At 71.2% G+C, this 24,625-nt stretch carries 27 protein-coding genes and 1 riboswitch; of the genes, 9 read left to right on the top strand and 18 right to left on the bottom strand.

The features are described 5' to 3' along the window. Positions 1-16 precede the first annotated feature (16 nt). On the bottom strand, positions 17-433 hold the full coding sequence (locus ABC337_RS13410) for an MGMT family protein (RefSeq protein WP_412883545.1): 417 nt from the start codon (positions 431-433) through the stop codon (positions 17-19). A gap of 85 nt (positions 434-518) precedes the next feature. Between ABC337_RS13410 and ABC337_RS13405 the strand changes: the two genes are divergently transcribed. The 4 genes from ABC337_RS13405 to ABC337_RS13390 all read left to right on the top strand — a co-directional run bounded on the left by ABC337_RS13405 (position 519) and on the right by ABC337_RS13390 (position 4,073). After that, positions 519-1,229, top strand: coding sequence for a 3'-5' exonuclease (locus ABC337_RS13405; protein ID WP_412883546.1), 711 nt, complete (start codon positions 519-521; stop codon positions 1,227-1,229). A 382-nt stretch (positions 1,230-1,611) separates the two neighbouring features. Then, positions 1,612-2,562 carry an ABC transporter substrate-binding protein gene (locus ABC337_RS13400; RefSeq protein WP_412883547.1) on the top strand — a complete coding sequence of 317 codons (951 nt, stop codon included), beginning with the start codon at positions 1,612-1,614 and terminating at the stop codon, positions 2,560-2,562. 12 nt (positions 2,563-2,574) lie between these two features. After that, positions 2,575-3,339 (top strand): amino acid ABC transporter permease, encoded by a 765-nt coding sequence (locus tag ABC337_RS13395; protein WP_412883548.1) that lies wholly within the window; start codon positions 2,575-2,577, stop codon positions 3,337-3,339. Continuing rightward, a complete protein-coding gene (locus ABC337_RS13390; protein ID WP_412883549.1) occupies positions 3,336-4,073 on the top strand; it encodes an amino acid ABC transporter ATP-binding protein in 738 nt (245 codons plus the stop codon). Before ABC337_RS13395 ends, ABC337_RS13390 begins: the two co-directional genes overlap by 4 nt. Positions 4,074-4,138: 65 nt before the next feature. Here the strand turns inward: ABC337_RS13390 and hemL are convergent, their stop codons facing one another. From hemL to hemE, 10 genes are all read right to left on the bottom strand, one after another. Then, positions 4,139-5,470 carry a glutamate-1-semialdehyde 2,1-aminomutase gene (gene hemL / locus ABC337_RS13385; RefSeq protein ID WP_412883550.1) on the bottom strand — a complete coding sequence of 444 codons (1,332 nt, stop codon included), beginning with the start codon at positions 5,468-5,470 and terminating at the stop codon, positions 4,139-4,141. A gap of 13 nt (positions 5,471-5,483) precedes the next feature. Beyond that, positions 5,484-6,617 carry an LLM class flavin-dependent oxidoreductase gene (locus ABC337_RS13380; RefSeq protein ID WP_412883551.1) on the bottom strand — a complete coding sequence of 378 codons (1,134 nt, stop codon included), beginning with the start codon at positions 6,615-6,617 and terminating at the stop codon, positions 5,484-5,486. Further along, entirely contained in the window at positions 6,614-7,597 is a 984-nt protein-coding gene (gene hemB, locus ABC337_RS13375; protein ID WP_412883552.1) for a porphobilinogen synthase, read from the bottom strand. Before hemB ends, ABC337_RS13380 begins: the two co-directional genes overlap by 4 nt. Positions 7,598-7,607: 10 nt before the next feature. Further along, the gene (locus tag ABC337_RS13370) at positions 7,608-8,534 is read right to left on the bottom strand and encodes a uroporphyrinogen-III synthase (protein WP_412883553.1); all 927 of its coding nucleotides are present in this window, start codon (positions 8,532-8,534) and stop codon (positions 7,608-7,610) included. Positions 8,535-8,551: 17 nt separating this feature from the next. After that, positions 8,552-9,550 (bottom strand): hydroxymethylbilane synthase, encoded by a 999-nt coding sequence (gene hemC / locus ABC337_RS13365; protein WP_412883554.1) that lies wholly within the window; start codon positions 9,548-9,550, stop codon positions 8,552-8,554. Further along, positions 9,547-10,848 carry a ferrochelatase gene (locus tag ABC337_RS13360; protein WP_412883555.1) on the bottom strand — a complete coding sequence of 434 codons (1,302 nt, stop codon included), beginning with the start codon at positions 10,846-10,848 and terminating at the stop codon, positions 9,547-9,549. Before ABC337_RS13360 ends, hemC begins: the two co-directional genes overlap by 4 nt. Continuing rightward, entirely contained in the window at positions 10,845-11,546 is a 702-nt protein-coding gene (gene hemQ / locus ABC337_RS13355; RefSeq protein ID WP_290255731.1) for a hydrogen peroxide-dependent heme synthase, read from the bottom strand. Before hemQ ends, ABC337_RS13360 begins: the two co-directional genes overlap by 4 nt. Positions 11,547-11,648: 102 nt before the next feature. After that, on the bottom strand, positions 11,649-12,275 hold the full coding sequence (locus ABC337_RS13350; RefSeq protein WP_412893236.1) for a hypothetical protein: 627 nt from the start codon (positions 12,273-12,275) through the stop codon (positions 11,649-11,651). Positions 12,276-12,483: 208 nt separating this feature from the next. Next, complete coding sequence (gene hemG, locus ABC337_RS13345; protein ID WP_412883557.1) at positions 12,484-14,001, bottom strand: protoporphyrinogen oxidase; 1,518 nt, start codon at positions 13,999-14,001, stop codon at positions 12,484-12,486. Next, entirely contained in the window at positions 13,998-15,131 is a 1,134-nt protein-coding gene (hemE, locus tag ABC337_RS13340) for a uroporphyrinogen decarboxylase (RefSeq protein ID WP_412883558.1), read from the bottom strand. The genes hemG and hemE overlap by 4 nt, the downstream gene beginning before the upstream one ends. Positions 15,132-15,289: 158 nt before the next feature. On the opposite strand from hemE, the gene ABC337_RS13335 reads away from it, so the two are divergent. Next, complete coding sequence (locus ABC337_RS13335) at positions 15,290-16,621, top strand: glutamyl-tRNA reductase (protein ID WP_412883559.1); 1,332 nt, start codon at positions 15,290-15,292, stop codon at positions 16,619-16,621. A gap of 85 nt (positions 16,622-16,706) precedes the next feature. Here ABC337_RS13335 and ABC337_RS13330 read toward each other — a convergent pair whose 3' ends face one another. Together ABC337_RS13330 and moeB are read right to left on the bottom strand one after the other, a co-directional pair. Further along, the gene (locus ABC337_RS13330) at positions 16,707-17,708 is read right to left on the bottom strand and encodes an SDR family NAD(P)-dependent oxidoreductase (protein ID WP_412883560.1); all 1,002 of its coding nucleotides are present in this window, start codon (positions 17,706-17,708) and stop codon (positions 16,707-16,709) included. A gap of 11 nt (positions 17,709-17,719) precedes the next feature. Next, positions 17,720-18,931 (bottom strand): molybdopterin-synthase adenylyltransferase MoeB, encoded by a 1,212-nt coding sequence (gene moeB / locus ABC337_RS13325; protein ID WP_412883561.1) that lies wholly within the window; start codon positions 18,929-18,931, stop codon positions 17,720-17,722. 82 nt (positions 18,932-19,013) lie between these two features. Here moeB and ABC337_RS13320 point away from each other — a divergent pair, with 82 nt between their 5' ends. The 3 genes from ABC337_RS13320 (at position 19,014) to ABC337_RS13310 (ending at position 20,278) form a co-directional block, all read left to right on the top strand. Further along, positions 19,014-19,679: a TetR/AcrR family transcriptional regulator gene (locus ABC337_RS13320; RefSeq protein ID WP_290255737.1), complete on the top strand. Its 666-nt coding sequence runs from the start codon at positions 19,014-19,016 to the stop codon at positions 19,677-19,679. A 63-nt stretch (positions 19,680-19,742) separates the two neighbouring features. After that, on the top strand, positions 19,743-19,967 hold the full coding sequence (locus ABC337_RS13315) for a DUF3107 domain-containing protein (protein ID WP_412883562.1): 225 nt from the start codon (positions 19,743-19,745) through the stop codon (positions 19,965-19,967). Positions 19,968-19,975: 8 nt separating this feature from the next. Then, positions 19,976-20,278: a hypothetical protein gene (locus ABC337_RS13310; protein ID WP_412883563.1), complete on the top strand. Its 303-nt coding sequence runs from the start codon at positions 19,976-19,978 to the stop codon at positions 20,276-20,278. 4 nt (positions 20,279-20,282) lie between these two features. Here the strand turns inward: ABC337_RS13310 and ABC337_RS13305 are convergent, their stop codons facing one another. The 4 genes from ABC337_RS13305 to thiO all read right to left on the bottom strand — a co-directional run bounded on the left by ABC337_RS13305 (position 20,283) and on the right by thiO (position 23,042). Beyond that, entirely contained in the window at positions 20,283-20,645 is a 363-nt protein-coding gene (locus tag ABC337_RS13305) for a VOC family protein (RefSeq protein WP_412883564.1), read from the bottom strand. Between the two features lie 44 nt (positions 20,646-20,689). Further along, positions 20,690-21,511, bottom strand: a complete 822-nt coding sequence (locus ABC337_RS13300; protein WP_412883565.1) for a thiazole synthase — start codon at positions 21,509-21,511, stop codon at positions 20,690-20,692. Positions 21,512-21,516: 5 nt separating this feature from the next. After that, positions 21,517-21,753, bottom strand: coding sequence for a sulfur carrier protein ThiS (gene thiS / locus ABC337_RS13295; RefSeq protein WP_290255751.1), 237 nt, complete (start codon positions 21,751-21,753; stop codon positions 21,517-21,519). Continuing rightward, a complete protein-coding gene (gene thiO, locus ABC337_RS13290) occupies positions 21,750-23,042 on the bottom strand; it encodes a glycine oxidase ThiO (RefSeq protein ID WP_412883566.1) in 1,293 nt (430 codons plus the stop codon). Before thiO ends, thiS begins: the two co-directional genes overlap by 4 nt. Then, a riboswitch (TPP riboswitch) is annotated at positions 23,033-23,150 on the bottom strand. It overlaps the preceding gene by 10 nt. 26 nt (positions 23,151-23,176) lie before the next feature. Between thiO and thiE the strand changes: the two genes are divergently transcribed. After that, complete coding sequence (thiE, locus tag ABC337_RS13285) at positions 23,177-23,869, top strand: thiamine phosphate synthase (RefSeq protein ID WP_412883567.1); 693 nt, start codon at positions 23,177-23,179, stop codon at positions 23,867-23,869. Positions 23,870-23,910: 41 nt separating this feature from the next. Here the strand turns inward: thiE and ABC337_RS13280 are convergent, their stop codons facing one another. Further along, positions 23,911-24,624, bottom strand: coding sequence for a ferritin-like fold-containing protein (locus ABC337_RS13280; RefSeq protein ID WP_412883568.1), 714 nt, complete (start codon positions 24,622-24,624; stop codon positions 23,911-23,913). Position 24,625 lies beyond the last annotated feature (1 nt).

Genomic DNA, 24,625 nt, shown 5'->3' with positions numbered 1-24,625 from the left:
CGGTGGCTGGGGCTACTCACACAAACATTTCATCATCGGGCACCGACAGTTTCCGGCTGGCGGGCTCCAGCCGCTCCGCCACGGCGTCGATCGCGGCGAATTCCTCGTCGGTGGGCGCCCAACGGGCAGCCGCAATGTCCACCCGCCACCGGCCCTCGCCGCTGCGCTGGAAGTCCAGGAAATCGCCGCGCAGGGGTGTCCCCTCAGTCAGGTAGTGGGCGAGCGCGTCCCGCTCGTGGCCCGGCGGTGCCTCGCCGCTGGCCCGGATGATGCGCCACCAGGGGATCGAGCTGCCGTGGTGGCTGAGTACCGCACCGACCTGCCGGGGGCCGCCGGAACCCAGCAGCTCCGACACGTCGCCATAGGCGACGGCGGACCCGGCAGGCACCATCGCACCGAGCTCCAGCACCGCCTCCACGTACTCCATCCGCATGCCATCAAGGGTACCGTCGCCGCCTCCGCGCCCCGGCCGCAGGTCGCTGCCCAAGACTGTCCGTGGCAGCAGGTAGCGTAATTGCATGAGCACCTGGCACACCCTCCCCCGCGCAGCATTCGACCTCGAAACCACCGGCCGGAACTCCCGCGCGGCCCGGATCGTGACGGCGTCGGTGACCGTGGTGGACGGGGACGGCGCCGTGATCAAGGAGCACGAGTGGCTCGCCGATCCCGGCGTCGAGATCCCCACCGAGGCCAGCGACATCCACGGCGTCACCACGGAGCGGGCCCGCAGCGAGGGACGGCCCGCCGCTGAGGTGGTCCGGGAACTCGCCGGGGTGCTGCAGGGACTGTTCGACGCCGGGGTGCCCGTGATCGCCTTCAACGCAAGCTACGACTTCACGGTCCTCGCGGCGGAATCCGCGCGCTACGGGGTGCCCCAGCTGCACCGTTACCCGGTCCTGGACCCGTACATCATGAACAAGCAGGTGGACCGCTACCGCAAGGGCAAGCGCACGCTGACGGCCCTCTGCGAGGAGTACGGCGTGGACCTGGACAACGCCCACACCTCTGCCGCCGACGCGCTCGCCACCCTGCGGGTCCTCGATGCGATGGCCGGAAAGTTCCCGAAGCTTCGGATGCCGGCGGCCAACCTGCACCAGCTGCAGGTGGAATGGGCCACCGCCCAGGCAGCGGACTTCCAGAGCTACCTGCGGAAAACCAAGCCGGCCGCCGTGATCGAGGGTGACTGGCCCGTCCTGCCGCCCGAGGACGCAAGCCGGGGCGGCTTCTAGCCGCACCGCGGAAGCCGGGGCTTCAGCGTCATAAATCGACACGTCCCGCCTGGAAGATCGGCCGGAACCCTGCTTTTCGGCGTCCGATCGGCAGAATGAGACGGACCACACACAGCTTCCACACAGGCTGGACGCCCCACCGCACCGGACGGGATTCTGTGCATTGGGCGGTGGCCGCCGCTCTCAAGCCGCACAGCCCACATGACACGCGCGTTATTCGCTCTCGCCCTGTCACAGCGCCCGGAAATTCGATTTGATCCGGCCCAACGCCCCGGTGACACAATTATCTTTTGCGGTGCCGCCTTTGGTGCGGCATGCCCTCCGGCGGCCGGACCTGCTGTCCCGCCGCCGCCCCAGGACTTCAGACGAAAGTGATTGCGTGATGAAAAGCAAAGCCTTGAAGTGGCTCACCGCCCTTCCGGTGGCCGTGGCCCTGTCGGTCTCCCTCGCCGCGTGCGGCGGCGGCTCCGCCCAGAGCTCGGGCTCCCCGACTGATGCCCTCCAGGGCAGTGACCAGACCTCCCTGGACAAGTACACCACCAAGGATGTCCCGGCGCTGGACAAGATCGACAAGTCCAAGCTCGGCCTGATCAGCGAGGGCACCCTGCGCGTGGGCACCCTCTCCGACGCCCCGCCGAACATCTTCATCGATCCCTCCGGCAAGTTCACCGGCTACGACAACGAGCTGCTGCGGGCCATCGGCGCGAAGCTGGGCCTGAAGGTGGAGTTCGCCTCCACCGACTTCTCCGCTCTGCTCTCCCAGGTCAAGAACAAGCAGTTCGACGTCGGATCCTCCTCGATCTCCACCACGGACAAGCGCCGCGAAACCGTGGGCTTCACCAACGGCTACGACTTCGGCTACATGGCCGTCGTGACCAAGAGCGACTCCAAGATCAAGGGCTTCGCGGACCTCAAGGACGGCGTCCGCATCGGCGTCGTCCAGGGCACCGTCCAGGACGACTACGTCACCAACACCCTCAAGCTCGAGCCGGTCCGCTTCCCGGACTACAACACCGTCTACGCGAACGTGAAGTCCGGCCAGGTTGACGCCTGGGTGGCCCCGTCGCAGCAGGCCACCGGCCAGGTCAAGGACGGCGACAACACCAAGATCGCCGAAAAGGTTGTCAACACCCAGAACTTCACTGCCTACGCCGTGAACAAGGACAACCAGCCGCTGATCGACGCGCTGAACGCCGGCCTCGATGCCGTGATCGCCGACGGCACCTGGACCAAGCTGACCGCCCAGTGGTACACGGACCGCCCCACTGCCAAGGAACAGACCCCGCAGGGCTGGAAGCCGGGCAGCAAGGCCGTCCAGGTCCCCGCAAAGTAGCGGAGGCGCTCCATGGATATCCTCAAACTGCTCTCCGAAACATTCCTTGACTGGAATGCCATCTGGGCCGTCGTGCCCAAGATGTTCGCCGTCGGACTGCCGAACACCCTGGTGCTGGCCATCTCGTCCGGCGTCATCGGAACAGTCCTCGGCATGCTCCTTGCCCTGATGGGGATCTCCCGGAACGCCGCCGCCCGCTGGGTGGCCCGCATCTACACCGATGTGTTCCGCGGCCTGCCGCCCATCCTCACCATCCTGGCCATCGGGCTTGGGTTCGGGCCGATCTACCGGCAGCTGACCGGCTCGACCAGCCCCTACCCGATGGCCATCGCGGCGCTGTCCCTGATGTCCGCGGCCTACATCGGCGAGATCTTCCGTTCCGGCATCCAGAGCGTGGACAAGGGCCAGCTCGAGGCCACCCGGGCCCTGGGCTTCGGCTACGGCCCGGCAATGCGCCTGGTGGTGGTGCCCCAGGGCGTCCGCCGGGTGCTCCCCGCGCTGGTCAACCAGTTCATCTCGCTGATCAAGGAGTCCTCCCTGGTCTTCATGCTCGGCCTGATTGCCAGTGAGCGGGAGATCTTCCAGATCGGCAAGGACGCCGCCAGCAACAGCGGCAACCTCTCGCCGTACGTGGCGGCCGCGGTGTTCTACCTGGCCATGACCGTCCCGCTGACGCACTTCGTCAACTGGATCGACCGCCGGCTGCGTTCCGGCCGGCCGGAAAAGAAGCAACCGGACGAGGCTGCAGCCGTCGTCGGAAAGGGAGCCCAGGCATGAGCGAATTCGCGTCCGGATCACTGACGGCAAAGAACATCCACCTGTCCTTCGGGTCAAACCACGTCCTGCGCGGCATCGACCTGCACGTCGAGAAGGGCACCACGGCCTCCGTGATCGGCCCCTCCGGCTCCGGCAAGTCGACGCTGCTGCGGGTCATGAACCGGCTGATCGAACCCGACCAGGGCGACATCCTGCTCGACGGCCGGTCCGTGCTCAAGGACAACCCGGATGAGCTGCGCCGCCGCATCGGCATGGTCTTCCAGCAGTTCAACCTCTTCCCGCACAAGACCGTGGAGGAGAACGTCTCCCTGGCCCTGCGCAAGCTCCGCGGCATGTCCAAGGAGCAGGCCCGCGAGGAGGCCCTGGCGCAGCTGGACCTGGTGGGCCTGAAGCACAAGGCCGATTCCCGGCCCGCGAACCTCTCCGGCGGCCAGCAGCAGCGCGTGGCGATCGCCCGGGCGCTGGCCATGAAGCCCGAGGTGATGTTCTTCGACGAGGCCACCTCGGCGCTGGACCCGGAGCTGGTCAAGGGCGTACTGGCACTCATGGCCGACCTGGCCAAGGGCGGCATGACCATGGTGGTGGTGACCCACGAGATGGGCTTCTCCCGCAACGTCTCGGACACCGTGACTTTCATGGACGCCGGCAAGGTGGTGGAGTCCGGCGCCCCGGAACAGGTCTTCACCGCCCCGCGGACCGAACGGCTCCGCGGCTTCCTGGCGGACGTCCTCTAGCAGCACCTCCTTAAACGACTGAAGGCACCCGCCGCGGCGGGTGCCTTCAGTCGTTTAAGCGCCGGTCAGGCGGTGGCGGCCGCGGCGGCCTTGGCGGCGGCCGGGAGCGCGTCGAAGATCCGGTTCATGGCGGCGTCGTCGTGCGCGGCGGAGAGGAACCAGGCCTCGAAGACCGACGGCGGCAGGTACACCCCGGAGTCCAGCATGGAGTGGAAGAACGGCGCGTACCGGAAGACCTCCTGGCCCTGGGCGTCGTCGTAGTTGTGCACGCCGCGGGCGGAGGTCCCGAAGGCCACGGAGAACAGGTTCCCGGCCCGCTGGATGGAGTGGTCGACGCCGGCGGCGTCCAGCGCCTCCGACAGGGCGCCGGAGAGTTCCAGCGAGCGGGCGTCGACGAAGTCGTAGACCTCCGCGGTGGCGTGCGTGAGGGTCGCGACGCCGGCGGCCATGGCCACCGGGTTACCGGAGAGCGTGCCGGCCTGGTAGACCGGGCCCACCGGGGCGAGGTAGTCCATCACGTCGGCGCGGCCGCCCAGGGCCGCCGTCGGCATGCCACCGCCGATCACCTTGCCGAAGGTCAGCAGGTCCGGAGCCCACGGTTCGGCGGCATCGGCCGCTCCGCCAGTAAGGCCCCAGTAGCCGGCGTAGCCGGTGCGGAAGCCCGTGAGGACCTCGTCCAGGATCAGCAGCGCGCCGTGCTCCCGGGTGATCCGGGACAGGCCCGCGTTGAAGCCCTCCCCCGGGGTCACCACGCCCATGTTCGCGGGGGCGGCCTCGGTGATGACTGCGGCGATGTTGGGCCCGTGCGCGGCGAAGGCGGCCTCGACGGCGGCGAGGTCGTTGTAGGGCAGCACGAGGGTTTCCGCGGCGGTGGCGGCGGTGACGCCGGCAGAGCCCGGAAGCGCCAGGGTGGCCAGGCCGGAACCGGCGGCGGCGAGCAGGCCGTCGAGGTGGCCGTGGTAGCAGCCGGCGAACTTGATGACAAGGTTGCGTCCGGTGTAGCCGCGGGCCAGCCGGATGGCGGTCATGGTGGCCTCGGTGCCGGTGGAAACCATCCGGACCCGTTCCGCGGCGGGGACCCGTTCGCGGACCAGCGCGGCGAGATTGGCCTCGTCCGGGGTGGAGGCGCCGAAGGACAGGCCCCGGTCGACGGCCTCGTGGACGGCGGTGAGCACGGCCGGGTGGGCGTGGCCCAGCAGCGCCGGACCCCAGGAGCAGACGAGGTCCACGTACTGGTCGCCGTCGGCGTCGGTCAGGTAGGCGCCCTTGGCGGAGACCATGAACCGCGGCGTGCCGCCCACCGAGCCGAAGGCCCGGACCGGGGAGTTCACGCCGCCGGGCATCAGCCCGCGGGCTCGGTCAAACAGTTCCTCATTGCGGTGGTGGCTGGAAGTCATGAATCCTATTCTTTCAGTTCCGGGAGCCGGGGGTCCGGCTGCCCGTCTCGGTCTCCCCGGCCAGCAGGGCGGCGACGCGCGGGGCGACGTCGGTGCCGAACAGCTCGATGGAGCGCATCATGGCGGCGTGCGGCAGGGTGCCGTTGCTGTATTTGAGGTCGAAGCGGTCTGCGCCGAGGTTCCGCTTGAGCAGGGCGATCTTCGCTGCCACCGTCTCCGGTGAACCGACGTAGAGGGCCCCCTCGGGGCTGCAGAGCTGGTCGAACTCGACCCGGCTGCCCGGACCCCAGCCGCGTTCGGAACCCAGCTGGTTCCGCTGCGCCAGCCAGTGCGGGAAGAACTCCTCCCGCGCCTCCTCGTCGGTGGCGGCGACGTGCCCGGGCGAGTGGGTGGCGACCTGCTGCAGGGGGTGGCCGTACTTTTCCATCGCCTCCCGGTACAGCCCCGCCAGCGGCCCGAAGGCCCGGGGCGCCCCGCCGATAATGGCGAAGATGATCGGGTAGCCGTACTGGGCGCAGCGGAGCACGGACTCGGGGGTGCCGCCGACGCCGATCCAGGCCGGCAGCAGGTGGTGTTCCAGCGGCGGGTAGACGCTCAGCCCGTTGATGGGCGCCCGGGTGCGGCCCTCCCACTTGATGGGCTTCTGCGCCCGGACCTTGTCGAAGAGTTCGAGCTTTTCCTCGAACAGGACCTCGTAGTCGGTCAGGTCCAGGCCGAAGAGCGGGAAGGACTCGATGAAGGAGCCGCGGCCCAGCATGACCTCGGCGCGGCCGTTGGCGATCGCGTCCACGGTGGCGAAGCGCTGGAACACGCGGATGGGGTCATCGGAGCTGAGCACGGTGACGGCGGAGCCGAGCCGGATCCGCTTGGTGCGGGCGGCCGCGGCGGCGAGGAAGACCTCGGGCGCCGAGACCGCGAAGTCGCGGCGGTGGTGCTCCCCCACGCCGAAGGCGTGCAGCCCCACCTCGTCGGCGAGTTCCGCCTGTTCCAGCAGCTGGCGCAGCACCTGGGCGTGCGGGACCGGCTGGCCGTCCGGGAAAACGCCGACGTCGCCGAAGGTGTTCAGGCCCAGGAGGATGGTGTCCGGGTCTACCGGCGCGGTGGGGTTCGCTGCGGACGCGGGGTCCGGCTGCACGGCGTGGCTCACCGGGTCTCCTTCAGCCAGCCGGCGAGCTCGGTGGCCCAGTAGGTCAGGACCATGTTGGCGCCGGCGCGCTTGATGCCGAGCACGGACTCGGTGATGGCGGCGCGGCGGTCGATCCAGCCGTTAGCGGCGGCGGCCTCGATCATCGAGTACTCGCCGGAGATCTGGTAGGCGGCCACCGGGACGGGGCTCATGGCGGCGACGTCGGCGAGGATATCGAGGTAGCTCATGGCGGGCTTGACCATCACCATGTCGGCGCCCTCCTCGAGGTCCAGTTCCACCTCCAGGACGGCCTCGCGCCGGTTGGCGGCGTCCATCTGGTAGGTGCGGCGGTCGCCGGTGAGCTGGGAATCCACGGCCTCGCGGAACGGGCCGTAAAACGCGGAGGCGTACTTGGCGGCGTAGGCCACGACGGCGGTGTTGGCGTGGCCGGCCTGTTCCAGGGCCTGCCGGATGACGGCGATCTGGCCGTCCATCATGCCGGAGGGCCCGAGCACGTGCGCGCCGGCCTCGGCCTGGGCCACCGCCATCTGTCCGTAGATCTCCAGGGTGGCGTCGTTGTCGACGTAGCCGTTGCCGTCCAGGACACCGCAGTGGCCGTGGTCGGTGAACTCGTCGAGGCAGACGTCGCTCATCACCACCAGCTCATCGCCCACCTCAGCCCGGACGTCGCGGATGGCCTTGTTCAGCACGCCCTCGGGATCCAGGGAGGCGGTGCCGCGGGCGTCCCGCTCGGCGGGGATGCCGAAGAGCATGATGCCGCCCACGCCCAGCTCCACGGCCTCGGCGGCGGCGCGCTTGAGCGAATCGGTGGTGTGCTGCTGCACCCCGGGCATCGACGCGATCGGGTTGGGCTCGGTGAGGCCCTCACGGATGAAGGCGGGAAGGATCAGTTCGGCCGCGTTGAGCCGGTGTTCTGCCGTCAGGCGGCGCATCGCGGGGGTGGTGCGGAGCCGGCGGGGGCGGTGGGTCGGGAAGCTCATGGCTGGTCCTTCACTGTGGTGGGCGGTCGGGGGAAGTGTGGGGGTGGTCCGGAATGAGGGCGTGGACGACTGCGGCCACCAGCCCGGAGGCGGTAGGTTCCTCGGCGACGGCGGCGACCTCCAGGCCGAGCGCCGCGGCCTGGGCCGCCGTCGAGCGGCCGATCGCCACGAGCCGGCACTCCCCCAGCGGGGTGAGCCCGCAGTGGATCCGCCGGGCGGCGCTCGGGGAGGCGGCGACGACGGCGTGCAGGGTGCCGGCGTCCACCGCATCCCGGGCCTGCGCCGGGGTCAGGACGGGGGCGCCGTGTCCGGGCTCCCGGTCGGCGGATCCATCGGTGGTGGCGGTAGTGGTGATGCGCCGGCGCGGGTCGGCCGGGTAGTCCACCGTGCGGTAGGCGGTGACCGCCTGGACGGCGGCGCCCCGGGCGGCGAGGCCGCGGCGCAGCGCCGGGTCGGCAATGTCGGCCTGGGGCAGGAAGACGCTGCCCGCCCGGTCGGGCCAGATGTCCAGCAGGCCCGCTCCTGACTGTTGCCCGGCCGGGGACAGGTCGACGGGGATGTCCAGGGCTTCGAGGACGCGGCGGGTGGCCGGGCCGATCGCGGCGATCTGCAGACTGCCGGGAAGCCAGGCGTTGAGCGCGGAGCCGCGCTCGGCGGCCAGTTCCTGGAGGACCTGCACCGTGGTGACACTGCTGACCACCAGCCAGGTGTAGGCTCCGGCGCCGAGGGCGTCGAAGGCCACGCCCAGGGAGTGCTGGTCCGCGGCCTGTTCGAAGTCGATCAGCGGCAGCAGCAGCGGCTCGGCGCCGGTGGCGCGCAGCGCGGAGACCAGCGCGCCGGCCCGGTCCGGGCTGCGGGTCACCAGCACGCGGGCGCCATCCAGCGGCCGCGGCACGGCGGTGCCGTCCGCCCCGGAAGTGGCGCTGCGGCGTCCCATCAGGCTGGTGGTCCTCCTCAGGAAGCGGTCAGGTCGGCGATGTCCGCCGCGCCGGCCGCGAGCAGTGCCTCGGCGAGCTCGATGCCGAGCAGGGTGGCGCCCACCTCGGTCAGCCCGTCGGTGGCCTTCTTGTCCCGGACGCTGGCGGTGCCGTCGACGGCGCAGACCACGGCGTCCAGGTGCAGCATGCTGCCCTTGCGGTAGGCGTAGGCGCCCACCGGGGCGGCGCAGCCGGCCTCGAGCCGGGCCAGCAGGGCCCGCTCGGCGGTGACGGCCAGGCGGGTGTCCGGGTCATCCAGCGCCGCGAGGGCCTGGGCGAGGACGCCCTGGGATCCCTCGGTGGAACCGGCCTTGCGCGGGGCGTCGGCGGTGCGGCATTCGATGGCCAGCGAGCCCTGCCCGGCGGCGGGAAGCATCACGTCGGGGTCGAGGTATTCGCTGACCGCGTCCAGCCGGCCGATGCGGTGCAGTCCGGCGGCGGCGAGCACGACGGCGTCGAGGTCGCAGGACTTGCCCGGCACCACGGCGTCGGTGGCGTTCCCCGGCAGCCCGGGCACGCGGCCCAGGCGGGTGTCCACGTTGCCGCGGATGTCGCGGATGTCCAGGTCCGGGCGGGCGGCGCGCAGCTGGGCGGCGCGCCGCGGCGAGCCCGTGCCCACCGTGGCGCCGGCCGGCAGTTGGGCGAGCGTGAGTCCGTCCCGGGCGCAGAGCACGTCGCGGACGTCCACGCGCTTCGGGGTCGCGGCCAGGCTCAGGCCGAGGGACGGGCCGACGGGCAGGTCCTTGAGCGAGTGCACGGCCACATCGCAGGCGTCCTGGAGCAGGGCGTCGCGGAGGGCGGCGACGAAAACGCCGGTGCCGCCCATCTGGGACAGCGGGCCGGTCAGGACGTCACCGTCGGTGCGGATGTGCACCAGCTCCACGGGGAACCCGCCGACGGCCGCCAACTGGTCGGCGGTCTGCTGGGTCTGGGTGAGGGCGAGCTTGCTGGCCCTCGTGCCGATCCGTACGGTCACGGCGCGGCGTGCCCGGTCGCTTTGCCAGCCTCGGCGGCGTCCGGGTAGGGATCGTGGCCCGTGCCGACGGTGGTGTCGGCGCCGGAGATCGTCGGCTTCTCACCGCGGAAGTTGGCGCAGCAACCGGGGCGGCAGACGTCGTACCAGGGGCCGAGCTTGGTCAGGTGCGGACGCTCGGTGATGGTGTTGGAGCTGGTCCGTTCGGAGATCAGGTCCACGATGCCGGCGACGAACTTGCGGTGCGTACCCGGGGTGGGGACGCGGGTGGCGGCGACGCCGAGCTTTTCGCAGGTCTCGAGGGCCTCGGTGTCCAGGTCCCAGACGACTTCCATGTGGTCGCTGACGAAGCCGAGCGGCACGATCACGACGCCCTTGACGCCCTGGCCGGCCAGGTCCTCGATGGCATCGTTGATGTCCGGCTCCAGCCACGGCACGTGCGGGGCACCGGAGCGGGACTGGTAGACGAGGGACCACGGGGCGGTGTCACCGGTCTGGGCCTCGACGCGGCGGATGACCTCGCCGCCGGTGGCGAGGTGCTGCGCGGCGTAGGCGGAGTCCTGTTCGAACCGGCGCGGTTCGCCCTCGGAGCGCCCGGACGCCTCGGCGTCGCGAGTGGGGATGGAGTGGGTGGCGAAGAGGATGTGCACCGGGGCGTCCGGCGTTCCGGCGGCGGCCAGCTGGGCGCGGACCTCGGCCAGGCCGGCGGCAGTGCCCTCGACGAACGGTTCGACGAAGCCGGGGTGGTCGAAGTACTGGCGGACCTTGTCCACCTCGAGCTTGCCGTCCAGGCCGGTCTCGGTCAGGGCCATGCCGATGTCCTCGCGGTACTGGCGGCAGCTGGAGTAGCAGGAGTAGGCACTGGTGGTGATCATCAGGACCTTGCGGTGCCCGGCGTCGTAGATCTCCTGCAGGGTCTGCGGGATGTAGGGGTCCCAGTTACGGTTGCCCCAGAACACCGGCAGTTCGATGCCGCGCTTGGCCAGCTCGGCCTCCATGGCGGCCTTGAGCTCGCGGTTCTGGGCGTTGATGGGGCTGACGCCGCCGTTGGCGCGGTAGTGGTGGGAGACCTCTTCGAGGCGCTCATCCGGGATGCCGCGGCCGCGGGTGACGTTGCGCAGGAACGGGATGACGTCGTCCTGGCCCTCAGGGCCGCCGAAGGAGGCGAGGAGCACGGCGTCGTAGTCCTTGGGGGCCATGCGGCCCGCCTCGGTGACGGGGTTGACGGAGGTCAGGTCGGTCTCAGCGGTCACGTTGCTCTCCAGCGTCATTGCGGTTTCCTTGGGGTCGAGCGGGCTCATGCGAGGACTTCCGCGACCTCGGCGGCGCTGACGCGGCGGCCGGTGTAGAACGGAACTTCCTCGCGGACGTGGTGGCGGGCCTCTGTCGCGCGCAGGTGGCGCATCAGGTCCACGAGGTCCACCAGTTCCGGGGCTTCCAGGCCGAGGATCCACTCCCAGTCGCCGAGGGCGAAGGAGGACACGGTGTTGGAGATGACCTGGGGGAAGTCTCGGCCCAGGAGGCCGTGGTCGCGAAGCATGGCGCCGCGCTCGGCCTCGGGCAGCAGGTACCACTCGTAGGAGCGCACGAAGGGGTAGACGCAGAGCCACTCGGCCGGTTCCACGTTCCGGGAGAAGGCCGGGGTGTGGTTCTTGGCGAATTCTGCCTCGCGGTGGACGCCCATGGCCGACCAGGCGATCTCCGTGCCGGCGAAGAGCTTGCTGCGGCGGATGTCCCGGATCGCGCGCTGCAGCGCCTCCGGCTGCGGGCCGTGCAGCCAGACCATGATGTCCGCGTCAGCGCGCATGGCGGAGACGTCGTAGCTGCCGCGGTGGATCACGCCGTCCTCGGCAAGCCGGCCGAGGAGCGCCTCGAAATCCTCGGCCGCGTCGCCGCTGCGGAGGACGTCGGAAGAGCGCTTGAAGACGGTCCAGAGCGTAAAGAACTGCTCGGCTGATTCTTCGGTTTTGGTGACAGATTCGGCAGAAGTGTGGCTCATACGTACCAGTCTGCCCCCTCCCCGAGGTGAAGTCGAAACAGGCAACTTCTACAGGCCGTAGAAGTGATCAACATCACACGTGCAGCCTCGGGGTCGGGCGTGTCAGACCCGGCACATCCGGAGGTAGACGGCGCCGGCGCCGAGGGAGACGGCCACCAGGCAGATGCCCCAGCCCACCAGGGCGGAGCCGCCGAAGGGCTGCACGTCGGAGGCGGCCTGCATGCTGTCGCCGGACCGGGCTCCCGCTGCAGGAGCGGCCTTCGCGGCGGCCCGGGTGCTGGCCGACGTCGGGCTGCCCGCGGGCGTGGGCGTCCCGGCGGCGCCGGGGGTCGCTGTCGCCGTGGGGGCGCCCGGAGCGGCGGGGGCTTCGCTGGGAGCCGGCGCCGGTGCAATGCCTGCCCCGGCCGCCGGGGAGGCGGGGACAGCGGGAACCGCGGGGGCCGGGACAGCCGGTGCCACGGTTCCGGGAGCGGCGGGAGCCGGGGTTCCGGGAGCGGGTGCCGACGGTGAAGAGGGCTGGCTGGGGGTGCCGCCGGGCGAGGGCGAGGAGGACGACGGCGGCGCGGTGCTCCGGGTGGGGGTGGGACTGGACCCCTCGTCGGGGGTGGGCGTCGGTGACGGGGTCCACGAGCCGCTCAGTCCGTCGATGAGGCCGCCGAGGCCCACGGAGACGGACGCGGTGGGGGCATCGGGGCTCGGGGTGGGCGTTGCAGCCTGGGTGGCGGGCACTCCCGCCGTAAGGACCAGCACCGCTCCGAGCGCCGCTGCTGCCGTTCCGCGCCGGAGTCCCCCATGGCCGGCCGACGAACTAAAATCTTCGGACCTGTGCGTAACCATGGTCATCGACTGTAGCGGCCGGTCAGTGGGCGGGGAAAATTTGCCGAACCGTTATTTTCCCGCTAGCGGAGGCAGGTCCGGAGCCGCCGCGGGGCCGGGTTCAGGGTGCGGAATTCCGGGCGTCGGCGTGCAGCAGCGGGGCGATCTGGCGGGGGGTGTCCGCGACGATCGCGGCGAGACCGTTGCCGGCCACCCAGCCGCCGACGACGGCGAGGTCCCCCTCCGCGGCGCAGAGTTCCCGGACCCGGGCCACGCGTTGTTTGTGGCCCAGGGACGCGAACGGCAGGGCACCCGCCCAGCGCACCACATCCCACCCGACGAGGTCGTCGCGGGAGAGGCCAACGCCCAGCAGCGTGGAGGCGTCCCGGAGGGCCGCCTCCAGCAGGTCCGCCTCGGTGTCGGGTTCGGGCCTTGCGCCGGCGGGTGCGCTCTCCGGGGCACCCGTCGTGGCGCCCCGGCCGTAGGAGAGCCTGAGGACGTGCAGGCCCGGGGCGGTGGATTCGTCCAGCCAGGCCCATTTGGCGGTGGCGTGGGTGAGGGCTTTGGCCTGGATGCCGGGGCTTTGCGGGGCCACCAGCACGCCGGTGCCGCGCGGGGCGGTGTCCAGCTCGGGCCGGTCCAGCACCAGGGTGACCAGCTTGACGTCCGGGCCGGCAGCGGGACGCAGGGCGGTGATTTCCGGTAGGACACCGGAGAGCAGGCCGACGGCGGCCGGGCCCTCGACGGCGACGACCAGCCGTTCGGCGTCGTACTCCTCTCCCCCGGCGGTGACCTGCCAGCCGGTGAGGGTCCGCCGGACCGCGGCGCCAGGGGTCCCGCCGCGGAGCGTGACGCCCAGGTCCGTGAGTTCGGCCAGCAGCGCGGTGACCAGCGTGTACATGCCGCCGCGGAGGCCGGCCACGGCGGAGCCCGCCTTCTGCAGGGCGGCGCTCCCCTCCGGGCCCGCAGGGGTGGCGGGGGTGGACGCCCGGCGCTGGGCCTTGACCGCAGCGGCGAGGGATCCGTGGGTGCGCAGCCCGGCCCGCAGGCCGGGTGCCACCATGTCCACGTCGAGCAGTGCCGGGTCCGCCGAGTGCACGCCGCCCACCACCGGCGAGACCAGCCGGTCCAGGACGCGGCGGCCCATCCGGGCGCGGACCAGGGCGGCAACGCTGGTGGCGGCGCCCCCGGTCCCCACGGACGCCGGCAGGAGCGTGTCGACCCAGGCGCGGAGCGAGCCGGCCAGGCCCAGGGTGCGGCGGACCTCGGGGTCCCAGGGGTTCGCCGGGATGCCCAGCACGCCGGTTTTGGGCAGTTCGCGCGGGCCTTCGGGCAACTGCACCCAGGCCCCGCCCGGGTTCGGGGCGACGATCTGCGGCCCCAGGCCCAGTTCACGGGCCAGCGCGGCGACGGCGTCGGAGCGGGTGGCGAAGGATTCGGCGCCGCTGTCCAGGGTCAGGCCGGCGACGACGTGGCTGCCGACGCAGCCGCCCCAGGTTCCTGTGGCCTCGAGCACCGTGGTGCGGACGCCGGCCCCGGCCAGTTGGCGGGCAGCCAGCAGTCCGGAGATGCCGCCGCCCACCACCACCGCGGTGGCGGCGTGGGTGGCGTGGGCGTCGTCGGGGGCCACGGGGCTCACTCGGGGGCGATGGAGTGGATGAGTTGCACCACGCGGGTCAAAACGTCCGGGTCGGTTTCCGGCGGGACGCCGTGGCCCAGGTTGAGCACGTGGCCGGGGGCGGCGGCACCGGCAGCGATGACCTCGCGGACGTGGGCCTCGAGCACCTCCCACGGGGCGGCCAGCAGGGCCGGGTCGATGTTGCCCTGCAGCGGCACGGTGCCGCCCAGGCGGCGGTTGGCCTCGTCCAGCGGCAGGCGGTAGTCGACGCCGACGACGTCCACGCCCACGTCACGCATGGCGACCAGCAGTTCCGAGGTTCCGGTGCCGAAGTGGATCAGCGGGGCGCCGAGGTGGCGGACGTGGTCCAGGGCCCGGGCCGAGGCGGGGGCTACAAAGCGGGTGTAGTCGTTCAGGCCGAGGGAGCCGGCCCAGGAGTCGAAGAGCTGGGCGGCGGAGGCGCCGGCCTCGAGCTGGGCCCGCAGGAACATGCCGGAGGCGTCGGCGGCCCAGTTGGCCAGGGCGGTCCAGGTTTCCGGGTCCGCGTGCATCATGGTGCGCGGGCCCAGGTGGTCGCGGGAGGGACGGCCCTCCACCATGTAGGCGGCCAGCGTAAAGGGGGCCCCGGCGAAGCCGATCAGCGGGGTGGTGCCGAGCTCGGCGACGGTCAGCCGGACGGCCTCGCGGATCGGTTCCAGCGCCTCCCAGGTCAGGGTGGGCAGGGCCGCGACGTCGGCGGCGGTGCGGACCGGGGCGTCCAGGACGGGTCCGACGCCGGGGACGATGTCGACGCCGACGCCGGCCAGCTTGAGCGGGATGACGATGTCGGAGAAGAAGATCGCCGCGTCCACGTCGTGCCGGCGGACCGGCTGCAGGGTGATTTCGGAGGCCAGTTCGGGGCGGAGGCAGGAATCCAGCATGGCCACGCCCTCGCGGACCTTGAGGTATTCAGGCAGCGAGCGGCCGGCTTGGCGCATGAACCAGACGGGACGGCGGGAGGGGGTGCCGCCGCGGTAGGCGGTGATCAGCGGCGACCCGGAGGTGCGGCCGTCCATCAGTGGGTGGCTGGCGTCGAGCCCGCCCTGGGCGCCGGGGGTGCCGTCCGTTCCGTCCAGTGTCGAGTCGTGGGGTGCCGCCGCGCGTGAAGTCATGCCTTTGATTCTGCCCAAAACCGGCCCCAAAAGATAACGACAGGCTGTCAAACGGCGGCCGCGGGCGGCCGATGTGCTGCGGCTCACAGCCGGGAGTGCCCAGTCCCACGTCCGGAAACTCTTCTACCGGAGCACGAAAAAGCTATGATGGTCGTGCTGTGGTTCTTTTCTCATTGGTGGCTACACACGCCGACATCGATCTCGAGACCGTTGCTCAGTTGAGCACCGGTGCCTCCGGCCTTGCCACTTCAGCCCTCGCAGAATCCCCCGCCGTCGCCGGCGCCGTGGTGCTCTCCACCTGCAACCGGTTCGAGATTTACGGCGAGGCACCGAACCCCGACGACGTCGAGGCGGCCCGCGCCGCCCTGATCTCCCGGATCAGCGACACCAGCGGCCTGAACAAGCAGCTCGTCTCCCGCGCCTTCAACACCCGCACCGGCGCCGACGTCAGCCGGCATCTCTTCGCCGTCAGCTCCGGCCTGGACTCCGCCGTTGTCGGCGAACGCGAAATCGCCGGCCAGGTGCGCCGCGCCCTGATCTCCGCCCAGCACGAGGGAACCGCCAGCTCCGGCCTCGTCCGGCTCTTCCAGGCTGCGTCGAAGACCGCCAAGGATGTGGGCGCGCAGACCGCCCTCGGCTCCCGCGGCCTCTCGATCGTCTCGGTCGCCCTCGACCTGGCCACCGATCTCTCCGAGAGCAACGACTGGGCCAGCAAGAAGGTCGTGGTCTTTGGCACCGGCGCCTACGCCGGCGCCACCATGTCCCTGCTGCGGGAACGCGGCTGCACCGACATCTCCGTCTTCTCCTCCTCCGGCCGCGCCGCCGGCTTCGTCGCCACCCGCGGCGGGACCGCCCTGGACAGCGACTCACTGCCGGGCGCCGTCGCCGCGGCGGACATCATGATCGGCTGCAGCGGCTCGGACAGCCGGGTCGAGGCCGATGAGCTGGCCCGCATCCGCTCGGCCTCGCCGCAGCCACTGATCGCCATCGACCTGGCGCTCACCCACGACTTCGATCCCGCGGTGGCCGAGCTCGACGGCGTCGAACTCCTCACCCTAGAATCTGTCCGCCTCGCCGCGCCGCAGGAGCAGGCCGAGTCCCTGACCCAGGCCAGCGGCATCGTGGCCGGGGCCGCCACCGCCTTCGAGCAGGAGCGCGAGGCGCGGTCCGTGGACTCCGCCATCGTGGCCCTGCGCCGGCACACCATGGACGTCCTCGACGCCGAGATGGAGAAGGTCCGCGCCCGGCACGGCTGCACCGCCGCCGCCGAGGAGGTCGAGTTCGCCCTCCGACGCATGGTCAAGCAGCTGCTGCACGTCCCGACGGTCCGCGCCCGCGAGCTGGCGGCCAACGGCCAGCAGGCCGACTATGTCGCCGGCCTGGAGGCCGTCTACGGCATCACCGTCGAACAGCCCGCCCAGCCTGCCGCCGGCAAGGCACCGCTCGCCGCGGAGGCCGGCTGCCCGGTCGACCACAGCGAATCCGCCTGACCGGCCCCTCTGCCTGGCGTTTATCCCGCCTGACCGGCCCTCCCTGCCTGACGAACTCCCTGCCTGGCCTTCCCGCGAACGCCGCCTACGCGAACGCGTTGATCCCGGTCAATTCCGCCGACTTCTGCCACAGCTTTTCCGCCGCCTCACGGTCGATCGCGTGGGCATCAACGCCGCGGACCCTTGCCTCCGGGGAGCCCGGAACGGTGGGCTCCGCGATGTCGCAGTCCTCGCAGTAGACCCCACCCATGCCCGCCAACCGCGGTGAGGTGGCGGCCCAGACCGAGGTGGCCGCCCCCTGCTCCGGGGTCTTGAAGCGTTCGTTAACGTTTCCGGCCTCGTCCATCCAACCGGAAACAATCATTTCCTCGCGGGGCAGGTGGCGCTGCAGTTCGGTCATGATGCCGCCCGGGTGCACGGCGAAGGCACGCACCCCGGAGGACTTGCCCAGGGCGTCGAGTTCGACGGCGAAGAGCGCGTTGGCCGTCTTGGCCTGGCCGTAGGCCTGCCACTTGTCGTAGCCGGAGTCGAAGTTCAGATCCTCGAACCGGACCGGCGAGAGCTTGTGGCCGGTGGAGGACAACGCCACCACCCGGGCCCCGTCCCCGGCGGACAGGGCGGGCCACAGGAGGTTGGCCAGGGCATAGTGGCCCAGGTGGTTGGTGGCGAACTGCGCTTCCCAGCCGGGCCCGACGCGGGTCTCCGGGCTGGCCATGATGGCCGCGTTGTTGATCAGGATGTCCAGGCTGCCGGCGTCGCCGAGGAAACCGGAGGCGAGGAAGTCCGCCGCGAAGCTCCCGACGCTGTCCAGGTCGGATAGGTCCAGTGCGGCCACGGCCACGCCGTCGAGGCCGGCCTGATCCAGCACCTCGCGGGCGTGATCGGGCCGGCGCGCCGGGACCATGACCTTGGCGCCGGCGGAGGCCAGGGCCCGGACCGTTTCGAGGCCCAGCCCGGAATAGCCTCCGGTGACGACGGCGGTCCTGCCGTGCAGGTCGATTCCCGCTACCGCTTCGGCCGCCGTCGTGCGGGGCCCGAATCCGGAGCCGAGGGGGTGCTGCGGGGTGGTGCCGTTGCCCGTGACCATGGAGTTGCCTTTCAGTAGACGGGTTTGCCGGGCTCGACGTCCCGGACCCAGGCGAGGATGCCGCCCTCGAGGTGGCTGACGCGCTCGTATCCTGCGGCGCGGGCGGCGGCTAGGACGGCCGCGGACCGGGTGCCGGCCTTGCAGTGGAACACGATGTCCGTGTCCTGTGGCAGCTCGGCCCACGCCTCGCCGGCGAGGATCCGGCCCTGCGGGATGAGCCGGGCGCCCTCAATCCGGACGATGTCGTACTCGCCGCTCTCCCGGACGTCCACCAGTTCGAAGTCCCGCAGCCCCGCCTTGCGGGAGGCGAGCATGGTGGCCAGCTGGGTGGCGGTGACCGTGTGTTCGGTGCCGGCGTCCACGGCCGGAGTGATCCCGCAGAACGCCTCGTAGTCGGTCAGTTCGGTGACCCGGGGCGCGTCCGGGTCGCGGGAGACCTTGATTTCGCGCCAGCTGCCGCCCAGGGCGTCGAAGAGCGCCACCCGGCCCAGCAGGGAACGGCCGACGCCGGTGATGAGTTTGACCGCCTCGGAAACCATCAGAGAGCCGACGGCGGCGCACAGCATCCCGAAGACGCCGCCCTCGCCGCAGGAGGGGACGGACCCGGCTGGGGGCGCCTCGGGGTACAGGTCGCGGTAGGTGGGACCGTGCTGCTCCCAGAACACGCTGACCTGGCCGTCGAAGCGGAAGATCGACCCCCAGACGTAAGGCTTGCCCAGGATGGCAGCCGCGTCGTTGACCAAGTAGCGGGTGGCGAAGTTGTCCGCCCCGTCGATAATCAGGTCGTATCCCGCGAAAAGCTCCAGGGCGTTGGACGCGTCGAGCCGGACGTTGTGCAGGCGGACGTCAACGAGGGGGTTCAGCGCGGCGATTGCGTCCCGCGCCGACTCGGTCTTGGGCCGGCCGACGTCGGCGACGCTGTGGATCACCTGGCGCTGCAGGTTGCTCAGGTCGACGTCGTCGTCGTCGATGATCCCGAGCGTCCCGACGCCTGCGGCCGCCAGGTACAGCAGCGTGGGCGAGCCGAGGCCGCCGGCGCCGATCACCAGGACCTTGGCGTTCTTCAGGCGGCGTTGGCCCAGGGATCCGATCTCCGGAATGATGAGGTGGCGGGAATACCGTTCCACCTCCGCCGGGGTGAGGTCGGCGGCCGGTTCCACCAGCGGGCCGGGAGCCTGGCCGGCTGCGGCGGGAGTGCTGTTCTCGGTCAACTTCGAAGCCATACTTCAATCTATGCCCGAAGTTGCCGCCAGTCATATTACCCCCGCGTATTGTGGAACCAACAGCGAGGAAAGAAGGCCCAGAGTGGTTCATCAGGCACCGGTTGATCGGGGACAGACCGGAAAGCCGGCGGCGCAGCCGCGCACCGGCGGGCAGCGTTCCGCACGCCTGCCCCGCGATGAACGCCGGGCCCAGCTGCTGGCCGCCGCGCAGGAGGTCTTCGTCGCGAACGGCTACCACGGTGCCGCCATGGATGAGATCGCCGAGACCGCCCACGTGAGCAAGCCGGTCCTCTACCAGCACTTCCCCTCCAAGCGTGAGCTGTACCTGGCGCTGCTGGACAGCCACCTCTCCACCCTCACCGCGCTGCTGCTGGGGGCATTGAACTCCACGACCGACAACGACGAACGCGTCCAGGCGGTCATGCGGGCCTACTTCAGGTTCATCGCCCACGATGACCAGGCGCACCGGCTGGTGTTCGAATCCGACCTGGTGAACGACGCCGACGTCGCCCGCCGGCTGGAAACCTTCAACAAGACGTTCGCCGACGCGATCGCCAAGGTCATCGCCGAGGACACCAAACTTCCGTTGCTGGAGGCCCAGCTGCTGGGCCGCGGCCTGTCCGGCATGGCCCAGGTCAGCGCCCGGTACTGGCTGGAAACGGACGGCAACCTGGACCTCGATGTGGCCAGCGACCTGATCTACCGTTTAGCTTGGCGCGGAATCAGCCGCTTCCCGAAAGAGTCCTAGACTACAAATAGAAAACCCCCTTTAGGGGAACGTGAACACTTTGATTGGCTGGGAGGCCTTGCTGTGGAAGTAAAGATCGGCATTCAGAACATCGGCCGCGAAATCGCCCTGGAGTCCGGCCAGGACGCCGACGCCGTGGCGGCGCTGGTCAGCGAGGCCATCGCCAAGGGCACCGAGCTGCGCCTCACCGACGAGAAGGGCCGCCAGGTCATCGTGCCGGCCAACGTCCTCGGCTATGTCGAGATCGGCGCCGAAGAGGTCCGCCGCGTCGGCTTCGGCGCCCTCTAGGACCCGCTGTGCTCTCCCTCATCGTGGTGGCGATGGTGGCCGTGGCCGCCGGCTTCGTCGTCTGGGCCAATGACAAGCGGCATGCCAAGTACGGCATCGCCGTACCCGCCGGCGTCGCCCTCACGGTGGGGATGATCAGCTGGATCATCTTCCAGGCAGCGGGCCTCGGCTACCAGCCGGGCCTGACCTGGATGCCGTGGATCCTGCCGCTGCTGCTTGCCGCGGCCGCCGCGGTTGCCGCCGTCGTGCTCCTGGGCCGGTCCCGCACCGCCCAGGACACGGAGCGGCTGAACGCGATCCTGCGCTCCTAGGCTCCTACAGCGCCTGCTGCAGCACCCAGCGGTTGCCGTCCGGATCGCTGACGTGGGCGAACAGGACGCCGCCCATATCCTCGATTTCGCTGACCTCCGCCCCGCGGCCCACCAGCTCCGCGCGCGTCGCGGCCAGGTCCGGCGTGACCAGTTGCAGCCCCTCCAGGCTGCCGGGCTTCATGCCGGTCATGCCCGTTCCAATCACGATCGACGCCGCGGAGCCGGGCGGCGTCAGCTGGACCACCCGCATTCCCGGGATGTGTTCGACGTCGTGGTCCAGCACGAACCCCAGCCGTTCGGAATAGAACTCCTTGGCCGCGTCGACGTCGGCCACCGGAACCTGGATCACTTCAAGGCGCATCTGCATGCGCCTAGGCTACCCCGCTCCCCCGTCCGGCTCGTCGCCCGTCCCTAGAGGAACTCGGCGCGGCCTTCCATGCCGGAGGATGCCAGCGCGTGCTCGCGGCGCGGGATGCGGCCGGCCAGCCGGGCCAGGCGGCCCGCGGCGACGGCGTGTTTGAACGCCTCCCCCATCAGCACCGGGTTCTGCGCCCGGGTCACCGCGGTGGCCAGCAGCACGGCGTCACAGCCCAGCTCCATGGCCAGCGCCGCATCCGAGGCCGTGCCGATGCCGGCGTCGAGGACCACGGGCACCGAGGCCCGGGAGACGATCAGTTCGATGTTGTGCGGGTTCAGGATGCCCAGGCCCGTGCCGATCGGCGCGCCCAACGGCATGACTGCGGTGGCGCCGAGGTGCTCCAGGCGCAGCGCCAGGACCGGATCGTCGTTCGTGTAGGCGAAGACCTTGAACCCGCGCGCCACCAGCTGCTCGGTGGCGTCGGCCAGTTCCAGGGCGTCCGGAAGCAGCGTCTGCTCGTCGGCGATCACTTCGAGTTTCACCCAGTCCGTCTCCAGCGCCTCGCGGGCCAGTTCGGCGGTGAGCACCGCGTCGCGGGCGGTGAAGCACCCTGCGGTGTTGGGCAGCACCCGGATGTTGCGGTCGGCCAGCAGCTGAAACAGCGATCCGCTCTCCGCCGGGGAGTAGCGGCGCATCGCCACGGTGGTCAGCTCCGTGCCGGAGGCTTCCAGTGCCGCGCCCAGGCCATCGAGGCTGGGCGCGCCGCCGGTGCCCATGATCAGCCGGGAGCCCAGCTCCACGCCGTCGAAGGTCACCGGGTCGCGGTGCGCCGCGGCCTTCACGGCGGGCTCCTGTGCGCTGTCTGCTTCGTTCATGCCGTTCATCCTCCCTGTACCGCGGTGACGAGTTCGACGTCGTCGCCCTCGATGAGTTCTGTCGCGTGCCACCGGCTGCGGGGCACGACCTCGGCGTTGCGTGCGACGGCGACGCCGAGTTTGCGTCCGTCCGTGGCCTGGCCGTTATCCGCCAGGGGCCGTCCGGTGACGCCGCTGACGAGGGCGCCGACCGTGGCGTTGTCCGGGAGCGCGTGCGGCTTCCCGTTGAGGGTGATGTTCATGCTGTTGTCCTGTGGGTCGCGGGGTGGAGAGCATTGGTACGGCTGGGCGCCCGGGTGGTCGCCTGGCTGGTCGACTGGCTGCGCTCAGCGTCGGCGTGCGGGCGGTCGAAGCGGTCCGGGAGGAACCCGTCCCAGCGCGGGTCCGGGGTGCCGTCCAGCAGCTCCCGGCAGATGGCGGCGGCGGCCGGGGTCAGCAGCACCCCGTGCCGGAAGAAGCCGGTGGCAATCACCAGGCCCGGGACGTGGCCGCCGCCGGGGGCACGGACCCGTCCCAGCAGCGGGGCGTTGTCCGGGGTGCCGGGGCGGGCCCTGGCCGTGGCCTCGACGAGTTCCAGCTCGGCGACGGCCGGGACCAGCTGCTGGGCGTCGCGCAGCAGCTGGTAGACCCCGCCGGCGGAGACCGCCCGGTCATAAGCCTGGTCCTCGCGCTGGGTGGCGCCAACCACCACGGTGCCGTCCCCGCGCGGAACGATGTAGACCGGGATACCCCGGACCAGCCCGCGGACGGTGGAACTCAGCAGGGGACGCAGCCGCTCGGGCACCCGGAGCCGGAGAATGTCGCCATGGACCGGACGCAGCGGCAGGGTGAGCCCGGCCGGGAGGTCCTGCAGGGCGGCGGCGCCCAGGCCGTTGGCCACGATGGTCTCGGCCGCCCGGACCTCCCCTCCCCCGCTGAGCCGGACGCCGGCAACCCGGCCGTCCGCCTGAATCAGGCCCTCGGCGCGGTGCGGGACGGCCCGGAATCCGGTGTCGGCGGCCAGCAGGGCTCTGATCCGGGTGATCAGCCGGCGCGGGTCCACCTGGTGGTCGGCGGGGATCTCGAAGGCGCAGGAGATCGCCGGGCTGAGCAGCGGTTCGCGGCGGCGGGCCTCCCGCACGGTGAGGGGTTCGACGGACAGTCCCGAGGCCAATTGGAGGGCGCGCAGGTCCGCGAGCGCCTGCCGGTCCGCGGCGTCCGCCCCCACGGCGAGGGTCGGCGTCGTCAGGTAGCCGGTGCCGGCTCCCCCGTCACCGCCGTCGGCGAGGCGGCCGGCGAAGGCGGGCCAGAGCCGGGAGGACTCCAGCATCAGCGGCAGGAGCCCCTCCTCCTGGTAGTGGAGTTCGCTGACGGGGGCCAGCATGCCGGCGGCGGCCCAGCTGGCCCCGTCCCCGGGGGCGTCGTCGACCAGCGCCACGGTCCGCCCGGAGCGTCGGAGTTCCCACGCGATGCCGTGGCCGATCACGCCCCCGCCAATCACGACGGCGTCGACCGCGTCTACGGCGGTCCCAGGGCCGGGGGTGGTGTTCATGGGTTCCTTCCCTACGCCGGTACTAGCCGGATCAGGTCAAGCGGTCGGCTCTGACGCCCTCTCAGCCCTGCGCCGTCGACGGCGTGCGGGGCTCCCGCGGTATGCGCCCAGTTTAGAGGAACTACGCTTGGGGCATGAGCCAGGACGTCCACAGCACCGCCCGTTTGTACCTCTGCACCGATGCCCGCAAGGACCGTGGAGACTTTGAAACCTTTGTCGATGCCGCGTTTACCGGGGGCGTGGACATCATCCAGCTCCGGGACAAGACCATCGAAGCCGCGGAGGAACTCGAACTCCTGGAGGTCCTGCACACGGTCGCAGCGCGCCACGGCCGGCTGTGGGCGGTCAACGACCGGGCGGACCTGGCCTCGCTGGCCGGCGCCCCGGTGTTCCACATCGGGCAGAAGGACATTCCGTTCGGTGCGGCCCGTGACTTCCTCGGCAAGGACACCGTGATCGGCCTGTCCACCCACACCCCGGAGCAGGTCGACGCCGCCATCGCCGCCGCGCCGGGCCGGAGCGGGCTGGACTACTTCTGCGTGGGCCCCGTCTGGGCCACCCCCACCAAGCCCGGCCGTGCCGCCGTCGGCCTGGACCTGGTCCGCTACGCCGCCGACGCGATCGAGCGCGCCGAGGCCGCGGGCGACGGCGGCAAGGTGGCCGGCGTCGTGCCGTGGTTCGCAATCGGCGGCATCGACCTGACCAACGTGGAGCAGGTCCTCGACGCCGGGGCCCGGCGGATCGTGGTGGTCCGGGCGATCACCGAGGCCGACGACCCCGCTGCTGCGGCACAGGCCCTGCTCGCCGCCCTCGACGCCCGGGCGTAAACGCGGCCGGGTACTTCGGGCGCCGGGCGGGTGCAGGCTCTCTACCCGGCGAGGCCCAAGAGGGTCATCCGGCGTGAGTGCGCCGTGGCCAGCGAGGTCAGCAACGCCCGGACCGGATCCGTGCCCGCCGCGACGCCGTTGCCTGCAGCGCCGTTGCCCGTTGCCCCGTTGCCCGCTGCTTCCGAACCCTGGACGCCAAGGAAGGCATGGTCGGCCGCGACCCGCTGCGCCTGGGTCAGCGCCTCGCCGAGGAGCCGCCGTGCCCACAGCGCCAGCCGGGAGGCCAGCCGTGGATCGTCGGCCAGGGCCTGCTTGAGCCGTTCGCGCAGCACCCCGGTGGCCTCTTCGGAGGCCTGGACCTGCTCCACCAGTGCCGCGGTGGCGGGATCCAGCCGCGGAATCAGGGAGCGGTAGAAGTCGGCGGAGACGGTGTCGATGACGTACGCCTTCATTAGCGACTCGAACCAGTCGGCCGGCCGCGTCCGCTCATGGAAGTGGTCAACCGAGCGCTGGAACGGCACCATGGCGCCCTCCACGTCCTCGCCCATGTCCTGCAGCCGGGCGCACACCAACTCGTAGTGCTCGAACTCCCGCACCGCCAGCCGGCCCAGCACGGCCCGGTCCCGGAGGGTGGGCGCATAGCGGGCGTCGGAGGAAAGCCGTTCAAAGGCGGAGAGTTCGCTGTAGGCCATCACGCCGAGCAGGTCCGTGAGAAAGCGGTGATCGCGGGCGGAATCCGGCGTCGGAGTGCTCATC

Source organism: Arthrobacter phoenicis, assembly GCF_047238215.1.
Taxonomy (GTDB): Bacteria; Actinomycetota; Actinomycetes; order Actinomycetales; family Micrococcaceae; genus Arthrobacter.
Note: the sequence above shows the minus strand (reverse complement) of the source record. Positions and strands in the feature narration are given on the sequence as shown.